Annotated in this window: 15 protein-coding genes and 1 riboswitch; of the genes, 6 read left to right on the plus strand and 9 right to left on the minus strand. The window is 72.9% G+C overall.

What is annotated here, in order from left to right:
• Positions 1 to 35: 35 nt before the first annotated feature.
• Together purH and purN are read right to left on the minus strand one after the other, a co-directional pair.
• Entirely contained in the window at positions 36 to 1646 is a 1611-nt protein-coding gene (gene purH / locus ACYVM4_RS11120; protein WP_368821692.1) for a bifunctional phosphoribosylaminoimidazolecarboxamide formyltransferase/IMP cyclohydrolase, read from the minus strand.
• Positions 1647 to 1725: 79 nt separating this feature from the next.
• Complete coding sequence (purN, locus tag ACYVM4_RS11125) at positions 1726 to 2310, minus strand: phosphoribosylglycinamide formyltransferase (RefSeq protein WP_460668608.1); 585 nt, start codon at positions 2308 to 2310, stop codon at positions 1726 to 1728.
• Positions 2311 to 2370: 60 nt separating this feature from the next.
• Here purN and ACYVM4_RS11130 point away from each other — a divergent pair, with 60 nt between their 5' ends.
• A complete protein-coding gene (locus ACYVM4_RS11130; RefSeq protein WP_368821694.1) occupies positions 2371 to 2877 on the plus strand; it encodes a hypothetical protein in 507 nt (168 codons plus the stop codon).
• Here ACYVM4_RS11130 and ACYVM4_RS11135 read toward each other — a convergent pair.
• A complete protein-coding gene (locus ACYVM4_RS11135; protein WP_460668609.1) occupies positions 2766 to 4340 on the minus strand; it encodes a cell division protein PerM in 1575 nt (524 codons plus the stop codon). The genes ACYVM4_RS11130 and ACYVM4_RS11135 overlap by 112 nt on opposite strands.
• A 172-nt stretch (positions 4341 to 4512) precedes the next feature.
• Here ACYVM4_RS11135 and ACYVM4_RS11140 point away from each other — a divergent pair, with 172 nt between their 5' ends.
• Entirely contained in the window at positions 4513 to 5682 is a 1170-nt protein-coding gene (locus ACYVM4_RS11140) for a glycosyltransferase family 4 protein (RefSeq protein WP_460668610.1), read from the plus strand.
• Between the two features lie 3 nt (positions 5683 to 5685).
• Here the strand turns inward: ACYVM4_RS11140 and ACYVM4_RS11145 are convergent, their stop codons facing one another.
• Together ACYVM4_RS11145 and ACYVM4_RS11150 are read right to left on the minus strand one after the other, a co-directional pair.
• Positions 5686 to 6057: a PIN domain-containing protein gene (locus tag ACYVM4_RS11145; RefSeq protein WP_460668611.1), complete on the minus strand. Its 372-nt coding sequence runs from the start codon at positions 6055 to 6057 to the stop codon at positions 5686 to 5688.
• A gap of 23 nt (positions 6058 to 6080) precedes the next feature.
• The gene (locus ACYVM4_RS11150; protein ID WP_368821699.1) at positions 6081 to 6308 is read right to left on the minus strand and encodes a hypothetical protein; all 228 of its coding nucleotides are present in this window, start codon (positions 6306 to 6308) and stop codon (positions 6081 to 6083) included.
• 13 nt (positions 6309 to 6321) lie between these two features.
• Positions 6322 to 6447, minus strand: a riboswitch (SAM riboswitch).
• Positions 6448 to 6865: 418 nt separating this feature from the next.
• Here ACYVM4_RS11150 and ACYVM4_RS11155 point away from each other — a divergent pair.
• A complete protein-coding gene (locus ACYVM4_RS11155; protein ID WP_368821700.1) occupies positions 6866 to 7162 on the plus strand; it encodes a hypothetical protein in 297 nt (98 codons plus the stop codon).
• Positions 7163 to 7369: 207 nt separating this feature from the next.
• Here the strand turns inward: ACYVM4_RS11155 and cspE are convergent, their stop codons facing one another.
• The 4 genes from cspE to ACYVM4_RS11175 all read right to left on the minus strand — a co-directional run bounded on the left by cspE (position 7370) and on the right by ACYVM4_RS11175 (position 8995).
• On the minus strand, positions 7370 to 7576 hold the full coding sequence (gene cspE / locus ACYVM4_RS11160) for a transcription antiterminator/RNA stability regulator CspE (RefSeq protein ID WP_017832155.1): 207 nt from the start codon (positions 7574 to 7576) through the stop codon (positions 7370 to 7372).
• Between the two features lie 214 nt (positions 7577 to 7790).
• The gene (locus tag ACYVM4_RS11165; protein WP_368821701.1) at positions 7791 to 8114 is read right to left on the minus strand and encodes a DMT family transporter; all 324 of its coding nucleotides are present in this window, start codon (positions 8112 to 8114) and stop codon (positions 7791 to 7793) included.
• Positions 8114 to 8461 (minus strand): DMT family transporter, encoded by a 348-nt coding sequence (locus tag ACYVM4_RS11170; protein WP_460668612.1) that lies wholly within the window; start codon positions 8459 to 8461, stop codon positions 8114 to 8116. Before ACYVM4_RS11170 ends, ACYVM4_RS11165 begins: the two co-directional genes overlap by 1 nt.
• Before the next feature lie 3 nt (positions 8462 to 8464).
• A complete protein-coding gene (locus ACYVM4_RS11175) occupies positions 8465 to 8995 on the minus strand; it encodes a TetR/AcrR family transcriptional regulator (protein WP_368821703.1) in 531 nt (176 codons plus the stop codon).
• Positions 8996 to 9170: 175 nt separating this feature from the next.
• Between ACYVM4_RS11175 and betT the strand changes: the two genes are divergently transcribed.
• From betT to ACYVM4_RS11190, 3 genes are all read left to right on the plus strand, one after another.
• Positions 9171 to 11315, plus strand: a complete 2145-nt coding sequence (gene betT / locus ACYVM4_RS11180) for a choline BCCT transporter BetT (RefSeq protein ID WP_460668613.1) — start codon at positions 9171 to 9173, stop codon at positions 11313 to 11315.
• A complete protein-coding gene (locus ACYVM4_RS11185; protein WP_460668614.1) occupies positions 11312 to 12805 on the plus strand; it encodes an aldehyde dehydrogenase family protein in 1494 nt (497 codons plus the stop codon). Before betT ends, ACYVM4_RS11185 begins: the two co-directional genes overlap by 4 nt.
• A gap of 99 nt (positions 12806 to 12904) precedes the next feature.
• Entirely contained in the window at positions 12905 to 14491 is a 1587-nt protein-coding gene (locus tag ACYVM4_RS11190; protein WP_460668615.1) for a GMC family oxidoreductase, read from the plus strand.
• Positions 14492 to 14512 lie beyond the last annotated feature (21 nt).

Raw genomic sequence — 14512 nt, forward strand, 5'->3', positions numbered from 1 at the left:
CGCCCGTTGCCGTGTGCCGGGCGACGGCGGGCGGATCAGTGGAAGAAGTGCCGGGCCCCGGTGAAGTACATCGTCACGCCGGCGGCCTCGGCCGCCGCCACGACCTCCTCGTCCCGGATCGAGCCGCCGGGCTGGACCACCGCGCGCACGCCGGCGTCCAGGAGCACCTGCAGCCCGTCCGCGAACGGGAAGAACGCGTCCGAGGACGCGACGGCGCCGCGCGCCCGCTCGGCGCCGTCCTCCCCCAGGGCGTTGGCCCGCTCCACCGAGAGCCGGCAGGAGTCCACGCGGTTGACCTGGCCCATGCCGATGCCCACGGACGCGCCCTGGTCGGCGAGCAGGATCGCGTTGGACTTCACCGCCCGCAGCGCCTTCCACGCGAAGGCGAGGTCGGCGAGCGTCCGCTCGTCCGCCGGCTCCCCCGCGGCCAGCGTCCAGGCGGCGGGGTCGTCGCCCGCGGCGTCGAGCCGGTCCGAGACCTGCAGCAGCGCGCCGCCGGAGACCTGCCGGTACTCGAGGACGTCCCGCTCGAAGCCCTCGGGCAGCTCGAGCAGGCGGATGTTCTTCTTGGCCTGCAGGATCTCCAGGGCCGCGGGCTCGAAGCCGGGGGCCACGACGACCTCGGTGAAGATGTCCTGCACGGTCTCGGCCATCGCCCGGGTCACGGTCCGGTTCGCGGCGATGACCCCGCCGTAGGCGGAGAGCGGGTCGCACGCGTGGGCCTTGCGGTGGGCGTCGGCGATCGGGTCCTCGGCGCCGGGGGTGGCCACGGCGAGCCCGCACGGGTTGTTGTGCTTGACCACGGCCACGGCCGGCTCGTCGAAGTCGTAGGCGGCGCGCAGGGCGGCGTCGGCGTCCACGTAGTTGTTGTAGGACATCTCCTTGCCGTGCAGCTGGTCGGCCTGGGCGATGCCGGGGGACGCGGCCTCGTCGACGTAGAGGGCCCCCTTCTGGTGCGGGTTCTCGCCGTAGCGCAGGGAGGCCGAGCGCTGCAGGGCCAGGCCGGCGTAGGGCGGCCAGAAGCCGGCGTCCTCGTCCTGCTCGAACTGCTGGGCCGTCCAGGTCGCCACCGCGGTGTCGTAGGCGGCGGTGTGCGCGAACGCCGCGGCGGCCAGCCGGCGGCGCGTCCGCAGGTCGAACCCGCCTGAGGCCGCCGCCTCGACGACCGCGTCGTAGGAGGACGGGTCCACGACCACCGACACGGCCGCGTGGTTCTTCGCGGCGGCCCGGACCATGGAGGGGCCGCCGATGTCGATCTGCTCGACGACCTCGTCCTGGCCCGCGCCGGAGCGCACGGTGTCCACGAACGGATAGAGGTTCACGACCACGAGGTCGAACGGCTCGATCTCCAGCTGCGCGAGCTGGTCCATGTGGTCCTGCTTCCGGCGGTCCGCGAGGATGCCCGCGTGCACCCGCGGGTGCAGGGTCTTGACCCGTCCCTCCAGGCACTCCTGGAACCCGGTGACGTCCGCGACCTCCGTCACCGGCACGCCCAGGTCGGCGATGCGCCGTGCGGTCGAGCCGGTGGACACGATCGCCACGCCGGCCCGGTGCAGCCCCGTGGCGAGACCCTCCAGCCCGGTCTTGTCGTAGACGGACACCAGCGCCCTCTTGATGGGCACGCGATCGGGCTGGGTGGGGCTCACAGGGTCTCCAAGCGTTCGAGGTCGTGGGTGTCGGCGGGATCCGCCGGGAACCATTTTACGAAACCCGCGCCCGGTCCGCTCACCGGGCGTCGTGCAGGGCTTCCCGCAGGGCCGTCGCGCCGAGCGTGCGCACGAGCAGTTCGCGCTCGGCGGTCTTGATCCGCTCGTGCAGCTGCGCCTCGGTGTCCCCGTCCTCCACGGGCACGGCCGCCTGCGCCAGGATCGGACCGGCGTCGACGTCGGCGACGACCTCGTGGACGGTGACGCCGGTGACCTTCACCCCGTGCGCGAGGGCGTCGCGCACCGCGTGCGCCCCCGGGAAGGACGGCAGCAGCGAGGGGTGGGTGTTGACGATCCGGCCCGCGAACGCCTCGACGAACTCGGCGTCCACGATCCGCATGAACCCCGCGAAGAGGACCCGGTCGGGCTCCCGGGAGGCCACCGCCTCCTGCAGGGCACGGTTCCACCGCGTCCGGTGGTCCGGGTGGTCGCCCGGGCGGACGAGGAACGTCTCGACGCCGGCCTCCCGGGCCCGCTCCAGGCCCGCGCAGGGCCTGTCCGCGCCCACGGCGGCGATCTCGACGTCGATCCGGCCGTCCTGGACGGCGTCGAGTACCGCCTGCAGATTGGTGCCGGAGCCGGAGACCATGACCACGATGCGCATGCCTTCGAGTCTAGTCGGGCGGGCGGGGACCGGTCCCCGGGGTGCCCTAGAGTGAAGGGCATGACCCCTCCCCGCCCGAGCCCCGAGGCAGCCCCTGCGGACGCACGACGTGCCGCCGCGACCCGCACGGCGGGAGGCGGGCTGGTGTGCGCGGCGGTCGCCCTGGTGCTCGTCGCCTCCGGCCTGTGGTCGACCGTGGCGGGGGTCGTGCTGGCGGCCCTCGGGATCGGGCTGGGCATCGCGGCCCTCGTCCGCTCCCGGGGAACGGACCGGCGCCGGCTGCTGGTGGTGAGCGCGGTCGCCGCGATCGTGCTGGGCGCGCTGAGCCTGCTCACCGGAGGGGCCCGTCTGGCCCTGTGGCCGGTGGCCGAGGCCTATCAGGAGTGCGTCGCCGGCACCCTCACCCTCTCCGGGGCGGCGCAGTGCCAGCAGGAGCTCGAGGACGACATCTGGAGCTATCTCTCCGGCGGCCCGGGAGCGCCGGCGTCGGAGGGTGCCGCGGGCGCCTCGACCGCGTCCACGTCGAACGCCGCCTCGGAGCCGGGCTCCGCCACGGCCCGCCCCTGAGCCGCCCACGGGCCCGCGTCACGGCGCCCGTCCGGCGTGCTCCGCCCGGCCGCGCTCCGGTCGGTGTCGTCCGTCACGTGCCCGTGTGCCGCCTGCGGGCTCCGCCGGCCGGTCGAGCGCATCGCGCGCCGCGCCGCGGTCTCCTCCCGGCGCCGCCGGCGCGCCGCGCGCCGGCCGGCCGGTGTCCCGTCCTCCCCGTCCTCCGCGCCGCGCGGCGGCGCGAACGGCGGCTCGTGCTCGAGCCACGGGCCCACGACACAGCCGACTACCGCCCCCACGGCCACCTCGGCACCGAAGAGCAGCAGCACGGCGGTCCCGTCCGGCCCCACGTCCGTGAGCCGCCCGAGCCCCAGCGAGCCGTGCGCCAGCCAGCTCAGCAGCATGACCAGCAGGCCCGCGACCGCGCCCACGAAGACCCCGGTCAACAGCGTCGAGAGCGGGAAGGTGATCCAGCGGGCGGGCAGCCGCAGCGCCATCCAGTCGTCCAGGTGGTTCTCCCCCTCGCGCAGGAACCACCAGCCGGCGAGGACGCCGGCCAGGACCGGCAGCACGACCACCGCGAGCGCCCAGGCCGGGAGCTCGGCGGGCGGCAGCGCGGCGAGCGCCGGGAGCAGCGGCACGGGCCCGGGGTCGGTGCCCAGCGGAGAGGTGTGCGTGCCGGAACCGACGTCGAAGCCCGCGCCCGTGGCCCAGGCCAGGGCGTAGACCGCGAGGTTGGGCAGGTAGCCGAGCTGGAGCCCCGTCAGCGCGGTGTCCCCCGGCACGCCGGTGCCGAGCCGCTGGTAGACGCCCACCACGTCGTTCCAGTTCCAGAACAGGGCGGCGGCGAGCAGGGTCGCCCCGGCCCCGACCCCGGCGACGGCCGCGACGAAGCCGGCGCGCAGCACCGCCCACACGTAGGACCCGGCCCAGCGGGAGTACTGGCTCGTGCGCTCGACCCACGCGGCGGCGTTCACGCCGATCAGCCCCGGCAGCGACCGGGAGACACGGTAGGCGCCCACGAACCCGCCCAGGGCCACCGGGACGAGCGGGAAGACGGCGGCCGCGGCCGGGCTCGCCGAGACCTCCCCTCCGCCGAAGAGCAGCGCGGCCGCGGCGCCGAACGCGGAGTAGGCGGCCAGGCCGCTGAGGTACGGCTGCCAGAACTGGCCCTCCCAGCAGGCGCGCGCCAACCGACTCCCGGCGTGCCACGCGAGCGCGAACGGGACGAGGGTCAGCCCGAGCGGGACGAGGTTGAGCGTCCCGCTGGTCGCGGGCAGCCCCGCGCCCGGGTCCAGGGCCACCTGGAGCGGTGTGAGGTGGGCGAGCAGCCACACGTGACCGGAGAGCACGAACCCGCCGGTCAGGCCGAGGGTGTCGAAGCCGTCGGCGAGCCACACCATGAGGACGCTCAGGAGGACCAGCAGGTAGGACACCACGGCCACGGAGCCGAGTTCCAGCACGCCCTGCAGCCACAGCGGCATCGGCACGCCCCTCCGGTCGGGGCGTGCAACGGGGGAAGAAGAGCCATGGGAGTTCATCACCGCCCATCCTCCCACGCCCGCGCGGCGCCCCGGCAGAGGCTTCACGGCGCCTTCACCGGCGGGCCACGCCCCGCTTGCCGTCCGGTCGCCCGGCCCGGGCAGGCTCGGGCCCATGAGAGTCGCCGTGGTCGCCGAGCAGTTCCTCCCCCACCTGAACGGAGTCACCCACTCGGTGCTGCGGGTCGTCGAGCAGCTGGTCGCCGGGGGGCACGACGTCGTCGTCGTGGCGCCGTCCTACGACCCCGCGCCGCTCGGGCGCCTCGCGGAGGAGGTCGTCGAGGACCTCGACGGGGTGCCGGTGCACCGGCTGCCCGCCGTGCCGCTCACCGGCTACCCCGCCGTGCGGGTGGCCGGCGGGACCGTGGCGCGGGTGCGCCGGCAGCTGGAGCGCTTCCGGCCGGACGTGGTCCACGTGGCCTCCCCGTTCGTGCTGGGCCGCCGGGCGATCCTGGCGGCCCAGCAGCTCGGGGTGCCGTGCGTGGCGGTCTACCAGACGGACGTGCCCGGCTACGCGGCCAAGTACGGGGCGCCGTTCCTCGAGCAGCTCCTGTGGGGGCACGTGCGCTCCATGCACAACCTCGCGACGCTCACGCTCGCGCCGTCCACCTCGGCGGTCCGGCAGCTCACCGAGCACGGCGTCCGGGACGTGCGCCTGTGGCGGCGCGGGGTGGATACCACCCGCTTCTCCCCGCGGCACCGGGACGAGCAGTGGCGGCAGGAGGTCGGCGGCGGCCGGCGGATCGTCGGCTACGTGGGCCGGATCGCGCCGGAGAAGCAGGTCGAGGACCTCTCCGCGGTCGCGGACCTGCCGGGCACGCGTCTGGTGGTCGTGGGCTCGGGGCCGGAGGAGGACGCCCTGCGCCGCCGGCTGCCGCAGGCCCACTTCACCGGCCGCCGCAGCGGCGCGGACCTCGCGCGCATCATGGCCTCCTTCGACGTGTTCGTCCATCCCGGCGAGTTCGAGACGTTCTGCCAGACGATCCAGGAGGCCATGGCCTCCGGGGTGCCGGTCGTCGCGACCGGCCGGGGCGGGCCCCTCGACCTCGTGGACCGGTCCCGCACCGGCTGGCTCTATCCCCCGGGCGACCTCGGGGCGCTGCGCGGGCACGTGACCGACCTCCTGGGCGACGAGGCGAAGCGAGCCGCGTTCGGCGTCGCGGCGCACGCCGCGGTCCAGGGCCGGACGTGGGACGTGCTGGTCGGGCAGCTGCTCGAGCACTACGAGAGTGCGGTGGCGCTCTCGGGGCAGGGGCGCGGCGGACGCCACCGCCGGACCGCCTGAGGGCTACCGCCGCGCGGGGGACACGTCCAGCACGGAGGCCCCGGTACCGGCGTACCGCCCGGGCTCCGCGGTCAGCACGGTCAGCCCGTGCACCAGGGCCGTGGCCGCGGTGAGCCCCGCGAGCGGGTCGGCCTCCCCTGACGCGCCCAGCGCGCCCCACGCCCGGGCCACGGCGGCGTCCACCGGCAGCACCTGGCCCGGGAAGCGCAGCTCAAGCTGCTCCGCCCACAGCATCTCGTCCGGCCGTTCGGCGAGCAGCTCGGCGAGCGCGGTGGCCGGGAGGAAGAGCCGCCGGTGACCGTGCCGGCGCAGGACCTCGGCCAGCTCGGGGCAGCGCTCCGGGGTGCGCACCCCCAGCAGCACGGAACGGTCCAAGAGGAGGTCCACGGCGACGGGCCTCAGGCCGCGGCGGCGAGCTCCCCGCGGGCCGGAGCCAGCAGGAAGTCCACGAACTCGGTGCGGACCTGCACCGCGCGGGCGTAGTCCTCGAGGCTCATGGCGGAGGCGCTGATCGCCGGGACGCCCGGCGTCGGGTCGTTCCGGACGGAGTCCCTCGGCGCCGGGACGCTCGGGGAGGTCTCGGAGGCGCCCGCACGGGCGACGGCAGGGTGGCGGGGGTCGGACATGACCGGGATCCTTCGTGCGCTCTTGCTCGCACCGGGTACCGCTGCTGCGGCGATGCGAGCCGCTTCGTCATCCGAACCACCCGTGAACATGGGGTTGGTGCCCGGTCAAGTCGGAGCTTGCCGACCGGGTCTCTTGAAGCTTCCTCCATTGAACCACACCGGCGGGACCGCATCGGCGTGCGGCGTCCCGGCGGGTTCCGGGGCCATCCTCCTGTGCACCGGTCTTCCCCGGGGTGTCACCGCTCCGACACCTCGACGACACATCGATGCGCTGGAATGGGCTTCGAGCAACCGGGGACGGCGCCGGCGACGGCCCCGAGCATTACGTTCCGGTGACACAACTCACGACCCGCCTGTCGTGGTGTCGGAGCCGCGGGGTAGCCTGAACCTGCTTCTCGAGATGCGGCGTCCACGTGCTCGACCGGAGATCGACGATCCCCGACGGGTCCATGGAGGGGCTCCGACCCGTTGCGCGCCAACCCGATGTTCCCGGGTGGATCGGATGACGAAGCGGCGGGCAACGCCATCGGATGCCTGCAAGAACGTCAGGAGAAAACATGACCATGTCCGAAGAAAGAACAGCCATCACCACCGACCAGCGCGAGGAGTGGATCGACGTGACCGTCACCGCCCTCCCCGATCTGCACCTCGTCCGGCTCACGTCGACCGACGGGGACGTGCAGGAGTACTTGAGCCCTGAGGCCGACGACCTCGCCGCCGCGGCGGAGCACACGGAGGGAACCGCGCAATGGTGCGCCAAGTACCGTCAGCTCCTCGTTCCCGGAACCCTCGCGGCGACCGGACGGCACCCGTTCTTCAAGCTCCACCCCTCATCCCTCCCGATGTCGGCCTAACCGGCGGAGAGGACACGGCGGAGGCCGCAGCCCGTCGGGCTGCGCCCTCCGCCGTGCGGGGGCGGAACCGCGCGAGCACGTCCCACGGTGCGGAGTGTCCTGCCCCCAGGTGCCGGGTGACCGGGGGGGGTACGACGACAGAACCGCCGCCGGGCGGAGCCCGACGACGGTTCTGGAGGATCAGCGGGCCGAGGCCCGCGGCGATCCTTAGGAGATGACGTTGATGTTCGCGGCCTGGGGGCCCTTGGGGCCGTCCTGGGTCTCGAACTCGACGCGGTCGTTCTCGTTCAGCGAGCGGAAGCCGTTCGAGTTGATCGCGGAGAAGTGGGCGAAGACGTCCTTGGAGCCGTCCTCGGGGGTGATGAAGCCGAAGCCCTTGTCAGCGTTGAACCACTTGACGATACCGGTAGTCATGGGAGACCTGATCCTTCATGAGATGAACGTTTCCCGACCTTCGAGAAACAAAACAGTTGTGATGCATGGAAAACGTCTTCTCAGAAAAACTGCTGCACCCGAGTGGGCCGAACTGCTTGAAAGACAAAAACGAACCTCAACAACTGCGAACCACTTTACACGAGATCCGGCGCCCCGCCACCCGGGCGGTGCCGGGACCTCCGCCAGGAGCCGCTCAGGCCGGCGGGGCGCCCAGCTCGATCAGGAGCACCCCGCCGGCGATGAGGGCCACTCCGGCCGCCGTCACCCAGGTGAACGGCTCCCGGAACAGCAGCCGGCCGGCGAGCGCCGTCAGCGCCACCCCGGTGGCCGACCAGATCCCGTAGGCGACCCCGAGCGCCATGCCTTCGGCCAGGGCGAGACCCAGGCACGTGAACGCCACCAGGTAGCCGGCGACCACGGCGGCGTACCAGCGGGGCCGGCCCCGGGCGGCCATCCGCAGGGACAGGGTCCCGGCGACCTCGGTGAGGATCGCGACGGTGAGGAAGAGCCAGGCCATCAGCCCGCCCCCTCCTTCCGCCGGGCAGGGCCGTGGGAGCCGATCTCCACGCAGAGCACGCCGGCCACGACCAGTCCGATCCCGGCCAGCACGGCCGGGCTCAGCCGCTCGCCGAAGACCACGGCCGCACCGAGAGCGGTGAGCACCACCCCTAGGGCGGCCCACACGCCGTAGGCGACCCCCACGGGCGTGCCACGGCCCAGCACGACCGCCAGGAGGGCGAACGCGGCGAGGTAACCGGTGACGACGAGGGCGAACCAGGCGGGCTCGTCCAGCGCCGCCTTCAGCGACAGCGTGGCCGCCACCTCGCTGAGCACCGCGGCGATCAGCAGCAGCCATCGGGCCACGGCTCAGTCCTCCAGCAGGGCGTCGGCCACCGCCCGTACCTGCGCCCGCTCCGCGGGGTCGGGGGCGAAGACGCCGGCGGCGTCGGCGAACCACACGCCGTCGGCGATCAGCCGCACGGCCAGCAGCCGGCTCCGGCGCTCGGCGGACAGGTGTTCGGGCAGAGTCACCCACGGTGCCACCCGTGCGACCCAGCGCTCCTTGAGCGTCGCGCGCAGGCGCTGGTCCGTGAGCATCACCAGGTCCGTCTCGTCGACCTCACCCGAGAGGCACCAGTCCAGGTAGGCGCGCAACCGCTCGTCGGCCGGCACCTGCTCCGGTGGGGCGGTGAGGCGGCGGGCCATCTGCGCGTCCCAGCCGTCCATCACCCGGTCCACCAGGGCGAGCATCAGCGCCTCCTTGGTGGGGAAGTGGTACATCACTCCCGGCTTGGTTAGGCCCACCTGCCGGGCGGCCGATTCCAGGGAGACGGTGCCGCCGCTCCGGATCAGCTCGAGGGCGCCGTCCAGGATGCGGTCGCGGGAGGAGGTGCTCACAAAAAACACTTTACCAACCGGAAGGAAGGTGTCACGATGTTGCGCACGGCGGATGTGCTGTCCAGCACGGCACGGGCCCGCCACAGGACGACGACGTCCCGCCCCGCCCGGTCCGCGCAGGTCCGGTCACCGGGTGCACCCGCCCTGGACCACTCTCCACAGGAGGACCCGTCCCATGACCACTGCCGTGCACGACAGCACGTCCAAGAGCGAGGGCCCCCCCGGTGCCCAGCGCCCCCGGCCGACCGTGAACCGGACGGTGTTCGCCGGCTCGGGCGTCACCATCATCCTGTTCTCCCTGTGGGCGATCCTCGCGCCCGACCAGGCCTCCACGGTGATCAGCGCCGTGGTCGGCTGGATCGCGACCAACATGGGCTGGTTCTACGTCCTGACCGCCACCGTGGTGACGGTCTTCGTCCTGGTCGTGGCGTTCTCCCGCGAGGGGAACATCAAGATGGGGCCCGACCACTCGAAGCCGCAGTACAACCTGTTCACCTGGACCGCGATGCTCTTCGCGGCCGGCATCGGCATCGACCTGCTGTTCTTCTCCGTGGCCGAGCCGGTCACCCAGTACTACGGCCCGCCCGCCGGGGACGGCGGGACGGCCGAGGCCACCCGCATGGCCGTGGTGTGGACGCTGTTCCACTACGGCGTCACCGGCTGGGCCATGTACGCCCTGATGGGCATGGCCTTCGGCTACTTCGCCTACCGGTGGAACATGCCCCTGAGCATCCGCTCGGCCCTCTACCCGCTGATCGGCAAGCGGGTGCAGGGACGCATGGGGGACGCCGTGGACATCGCAGCGCTGCTGGGCACGATCTTCGGCGTGGCCACCTCCCTGGGCATCGGCGTGGTGCAGCTCAACTACGGCCTGTACCTGCTGTTCGGGATCGAGGAGGGCACCGCGGCGCAGATCGGGCTGATCGTCGTGGCCGTGGTGATGGCCACCGCCTCGTGCGTCTCGGGCGTGGACAAGGGCATCCGCCGGCTCTCCGAGCTCAACGTCCTCATGGCCGTGGCGCTGGTCCTCTGGGTGCTCATCGCCGGCCGGACCTCGTTCCTGCTCGACGCCACGGTGCAGAACCTCGGCGACTACGTGGCCGCGCTGCCCGGGATGACCCTGGACACCTTCGCCTACACCGGGGCGGCGGAGTGGATGGCGGGGTGGACCCTGTTCTTCTGGGCCTGGTGGATCGCCTGGGCGCCGTTCGTCGGGCTGTTCCTGGCCCGCATCTCGCGCGGCCGCACCCTGCGCGAGTTCGTGATCGCGACCCTGACCGTGCCCTTCCTGTTCATCCTCATCCTCATCTCGGTCTTCGGCAACAGCGCCCTGGCGATCGTCACGGGCGGCGACGACGCCTTCGGCCAGGCCGCGATGAACACTCCCGAGCGGGCGTTCTACTCGCTGATCGAGCAGTACCCGGGCGCGCCGGTGCTCATCGCGCTCGCCTCGCTCACCGGGCTGCTGTTCTACGTCACCAGCGCCGACTCGGGCGCCCTGGTGATGTCGACGTTCACCTCGACGATCCAGGACCCCACCCAGGACGGGCCCAAGTGGCTGCGCGTCTTCTGGGCCGCCGCCACCGGGCTGCTGACCCTGGCGATGCTGCTGGTGGGCGGGGTCCCGACCCTGCAGGCGGCCACGCTGATCATCGGCCTGCCCTTCTCGGTCGTGATGTACCTGATCATGATCGGCTTCTGGAAGGCCCTGCGCGCCGAGCGCTCCCAGCGTGAGGGGCGCAGCTCCACCCGCCGCTCCGCGGCCGCCTCCCGCATCCCCGGCCCGGACGGCCACTGGCGCCGGCGGCTCTCCCGGACCGGCTCGTTCCCGGGCCCGAAGGCCGTGCGCCGCTACGAGGACGAGGTGCTCGTTCCCGCCCTCGCGGAGGTCGTCGAGGAGTTCCGGGCCCATGGACGCGACGCCGGGCTCACCAGCTCGGTGGTCGGCTACCAGGACCTGTCCGAGCACACGCTGACCGTGCGGATGGGTGAGGACCGGGACTTCTGCTACCAGGTCTATCCGGTGGCCACGCCGGTGCCGGCCTTCGGCGGGTTCCGCACCAACCCCGACTCGGACCTCTACTACCGCCTCGAGGTCTTCAACGAGACCGGCTCCCAGGGCACCGACGTCATGGACTGGAGCCACGAACAGGTCATCAACGACGTCCTCGACAGCTGGGAGGCGCACCTGGCCTTCCTGAGCATCCACGCCGGCCCGTCCGTCATCCAGGACGGCGAGCAGGGCCATCCCGACTGGTCCACCGACATCCACGACGTGCCGACGGGGCAGATCCCCGCGGCGAAGGAGGCACACCCGTGACCGACACCCTGTTCATCGACGGACAGTGGCAGGCCGCCGCCCGGGGCGGCACCCGCACCATCGTCTGTCCCGCCGACGGCACCGAGGTCGGCACCGTCGCCGAGGCCACCGCGGAGGACACCGAACGGGCGATCGCCGCGGCCCGCCGCGCCTTCGACGACGGCCGCTGGTCCTCCGTGCCCGGCCCGCAGCGCGGGGACCTGCTGCTGCGGGTGGCCGCCCGGCTGCGCGAGCGCAAGGACGAGTTCGCCCGCGCCGAGTCCCTGGACACCGGCAAGCGACTGGTCGAGTCCGAGATCGACATGGACGACATCGCCGCGTGCTTCGCGTACTTCGGCAAGACCGCCGCGGAGCAGGCCGGGCGCGTCGTCGACGCCGGGGACCCCGCCGTGGTCTCGAAGGTCGTCACCGAGCCCGTGGGCGTGTGCGGGATGATCACGCCCTGGAACTACCCGCTGCTGCAGGCCGCCTGGAAGATCGCGCCGGCGATCGCCGCCGGCTGCACCTTCGTGCTCAAGCCCGCCGAGCTCACCCCGCACACGGCGGTCCTCATGATGGAGGTGCTGCAGGAGGTCGGCCTGCCCGAGGGCGTGGCCAACCTCGTGCTCGGCGCCGGCGCCGAGGCGGGCGCACCGCTGTCCTCCTCCCCGGACGTGGACCTCGTCTCCTTCACCGGCGGGGTGCTCACCGGCCGGCGCATCGCCGCCGCCGCCGCACCCACCGTGAAGAAGATCGCCCTCGAGCTGGGCGGGAAGAACCCCAACGTGGTCTTCGCCGACGCCGACTTCGACGCCGCCGTGGACAACGCCCTCAACGCCGCGTTCGTGCACTCCGGACAGGTCTGCTCGGCCGGGGCCCGCTTGGTGGTCGAGGAGCCGATCGCCGAGCGCTTCGTCGACGAGCTCGTCCGCCGCGCCGAGCAGATCCGCCTCGGCGGCCCGTTCGACGAGCACGCCGAGACCGGGGCGCTCATCTCGGCCGCGCAGCGGGAGAAGGTGCACGCCTACGTGCAGCGGGCGCGCGAGCAGGGCGCCCGGATCCGCACCGGTGGCGCGCCCTCGACCGGCCGCTCCGCCGACGGGACGCTGGACCTCGAGCAGGGCTTCTTCTACCCGCCCACCGTCATCGACCGGTGCACCCGGGAGATGGACTGCGTGCACGACGAGGCCTTCGGTCCCACCGTCACCGTGGAGACGTTCCGCGCCGAGGACGAGGCCGTCGAGATCGGCAACGACACGATCTACGGACTCGCCGGAGCCGTGTGGACCTCCGACGCCGGGAAGGCCCAGCGCGTGGCCGCCCGCCTGCGCCACGGCACCGTCTGGATCAACGACTACCACCCCTACCTGCCGCAGGCCGAGTGGGGCGGGATGAAGCAGTCCGGTGTCGGCCGCGAGCTCGGCCCGACCGGCCTGGGCGAGTACCAGGAGCTCAAGCACGTCTACCAGAACACCGCTCCCGCCGTGACCGGCTGGTTCGCCCAGCACTGAGCCGCGCCCACCGGCGCCGTCGTCGTTCCCGGATCCGTCGGGGGACGACGACGGCGTGGGCCCACGGACCCCCGTTCCCGATTTCTGCAAGGAGAGACCATGACCGTCCCCAGCACCACCCGCGCCCCCGGCGCCCCTCAGGAGTTCGACTATCTCGTGGTCGGCGGCGGCTCGGCCGGCGCCGTCGTCGCCGCACGCCTGTCGGAGGACCCGGCCGTGACGGTCGGGCTGATCGAGGCCGGACCGCACGACCGGGGCATCGACGAGGTGCTCGCCCTCAGCCGGTGGATGGAGCTGCTGGAGTCCGGCTACGACTGGGACTACCCGCTCGAGGAGCAGGAGAACGGCAACTCGTTCATGCGCATGGCCCGCGCCAAGGTGCTGGGCGGCTGCTCGTCCCACAACTCGTGCATCGCGTTCTGGGCCCCCGCCGAGGACATCGACGAGTGGGAGGAGAAGCACGGCGCCGAGGGCTGGAACGCCGAGACCGCCTTCCGGCTCTACCAGAAGCTCGAGACCAACGACGACGAGGGCGCCCACCACGGCCACGACGGGCCCGTGCACCTGATGCAGGTGCCGGACGACGACCCGTGCGGCGTGGCCCTGCTCGGCGCCTGCGAGGAGGCCGGGATCCCCCGCACGCAGTTCAACACCGGCAAGACCGTGGTCAACGGCGCCAACTTCTTCCAGATCAACCGCCGGGCCGACGGCACCCGGGCCTCGTCCTCGGTGTCCTACCTGCACCCGGCCGCCGATCGGGGCAACCTCACCGTCCTGCACTCCACCCAGGCCACGCGCGTGGTGGTCGAGGACGGCCGGGCCACCGGCGTGGAGGTCGTGGACAACGCCTTCGGCACCCCCCGCACCGTGCGCGCCCGCCGCGAGGTGGTCGTCTCCGCCGGGGCGATCGACACCCCGAAGCTGCTGATGCTCTCCGGGATCGGACCCGCCGAGCACCTGCGCGAGGTCGGCGTCGACGTGCTCGTGGACGCCCCCGGCGTCGGCGCGCACCTGCAGGACCACCCCGAGGGCGTGATCCAGTGGGAGGCGAAGAAGCCCATGGTCACCGAGTCCACCCAGTGGTGGGAGGCCGGCATCTTCACCCAGGTCGACCCGGACACCGACCGGCCGGACCTGATGATGCACTACGGCTCGGTCAACTTCGACATGCACACCTACCGGCAGGGCTACCCCACCTCGGACAACGCCTTCTGCCTCACCCCGAACGTCACCCACGCGCGCTCCCGCGGCACCGTGCGGCTGCGCTCGCGGGACTTCCGGGACAAGCCCCGGGTCGACCCCCGCTACTTCACCGACCCCGAGGGCTACGACCTGCGCATCATGACCGCCGGGATCCGCAGGGCCCGCGAGATCGTGGCGCAGCCGGCGCTGGCCGAGTGGGCCGGGGCGGAGCTGTTCCCGGGCCCGGACGTGCAGACCGACGAGGAGATCGCCGACTACGTCCGGCGCACCCACAACACCGTCTACCACCCGGCCGGGTCCTGCCGGATGGGACCGGCCGACGACGCGATGTCCCCCCTCGACCCGCAGCTGCGGGTCAAGGGCGTGCGCGGGCTGCGCGTGGCCGACGCCTCGGTGATGCCGGAGCTGACCACGGTGAACCCCAACATCACCGTCTACATGATCGGCGAGCGCGCAGCGGAGCTGATCGCCGCGGACGCCTGAGCGCCTTCGCCGCGGCTGCCC

It is taken from the genome of Kocuria himachalensis (genome assembly GCF_054784195.1).

Excerpts from the sequence above, each read along its gene's own strand:
- purN (WP_460668608.1), bottom strand. The coding sequence starts at position 2,310 with ATGCGCATCGTGGTCATGGTCTCCGGCTCCGGCACCAATCTGCAGGCG.
- ACYVM4_RS11130 (WP_368821694.1), top strand. The coding sequence starts at position 2,371 with ATGACCCCTCCCCGCCCGAGCCCCGAGGCAGCCCCTGCGGACGCACGA.
- ACYVM4_RS11135 (WP_460668609.1), bottom strand. The coding sequence starts at position 4,340 with ATGCCGCTGTGGCTGCAGGGCGTGCTGGAACTCGGCTCCGTGGCCGTG.
- ACYVM4_RS11140 (WP_460668610.1), top strand. The coding sequence starts at position 4,513 with ATGAGAGTCGCCGTGGTCGCCGAGCAGTTCCTCCCCCACCTGAACGGA.
- ACYVM4_RS11150 (WP_368821699.1), bottom strand. The coding sequence starts at position 6,308 with ATGTCCGACCCCCGCCACCCTGCCGTCGCCCGTGCGGGCGCCTCCGAG.
- ACYVM4_RS11155 (WP_368821700.1), top strand. The coding sequence starts at position 6,866 with ATGACCATGTCCGAAGAAAGAACAGCCATCACCACCGACCAGCGCGAG.
- cspE (WP_017832155.1), bottom strand. The coding sequence starts at position 7,576 with ATGACTACCGGTATCGTCAAGTGGTTCAACGCTGACAAGGGCTTCGGC.
- ACYVM4_RS11165 (WP_368821701.1), bottom strand. The coding sequence starts at position 8,114 with ATGGCCTGGCTCTTCCTCACCGTCGCGATCCTCACCGAGGTCGCCGGG.
- betT (WP_460668613.1), top strand. The coding sequence starts at position 9,171 with ATGACCACTGCCGTGCACGACAGCACGTCCAAGAGCGAGGGCCCCCCC.
- ACYVM4_RS11190 (WP_460668615.1), top strand. The coding sequence starts at position 12,905 with ATGACCGTCCCCAGCACCACCCGCGCCCCCGGCGCCCCTCAGGAGTTC.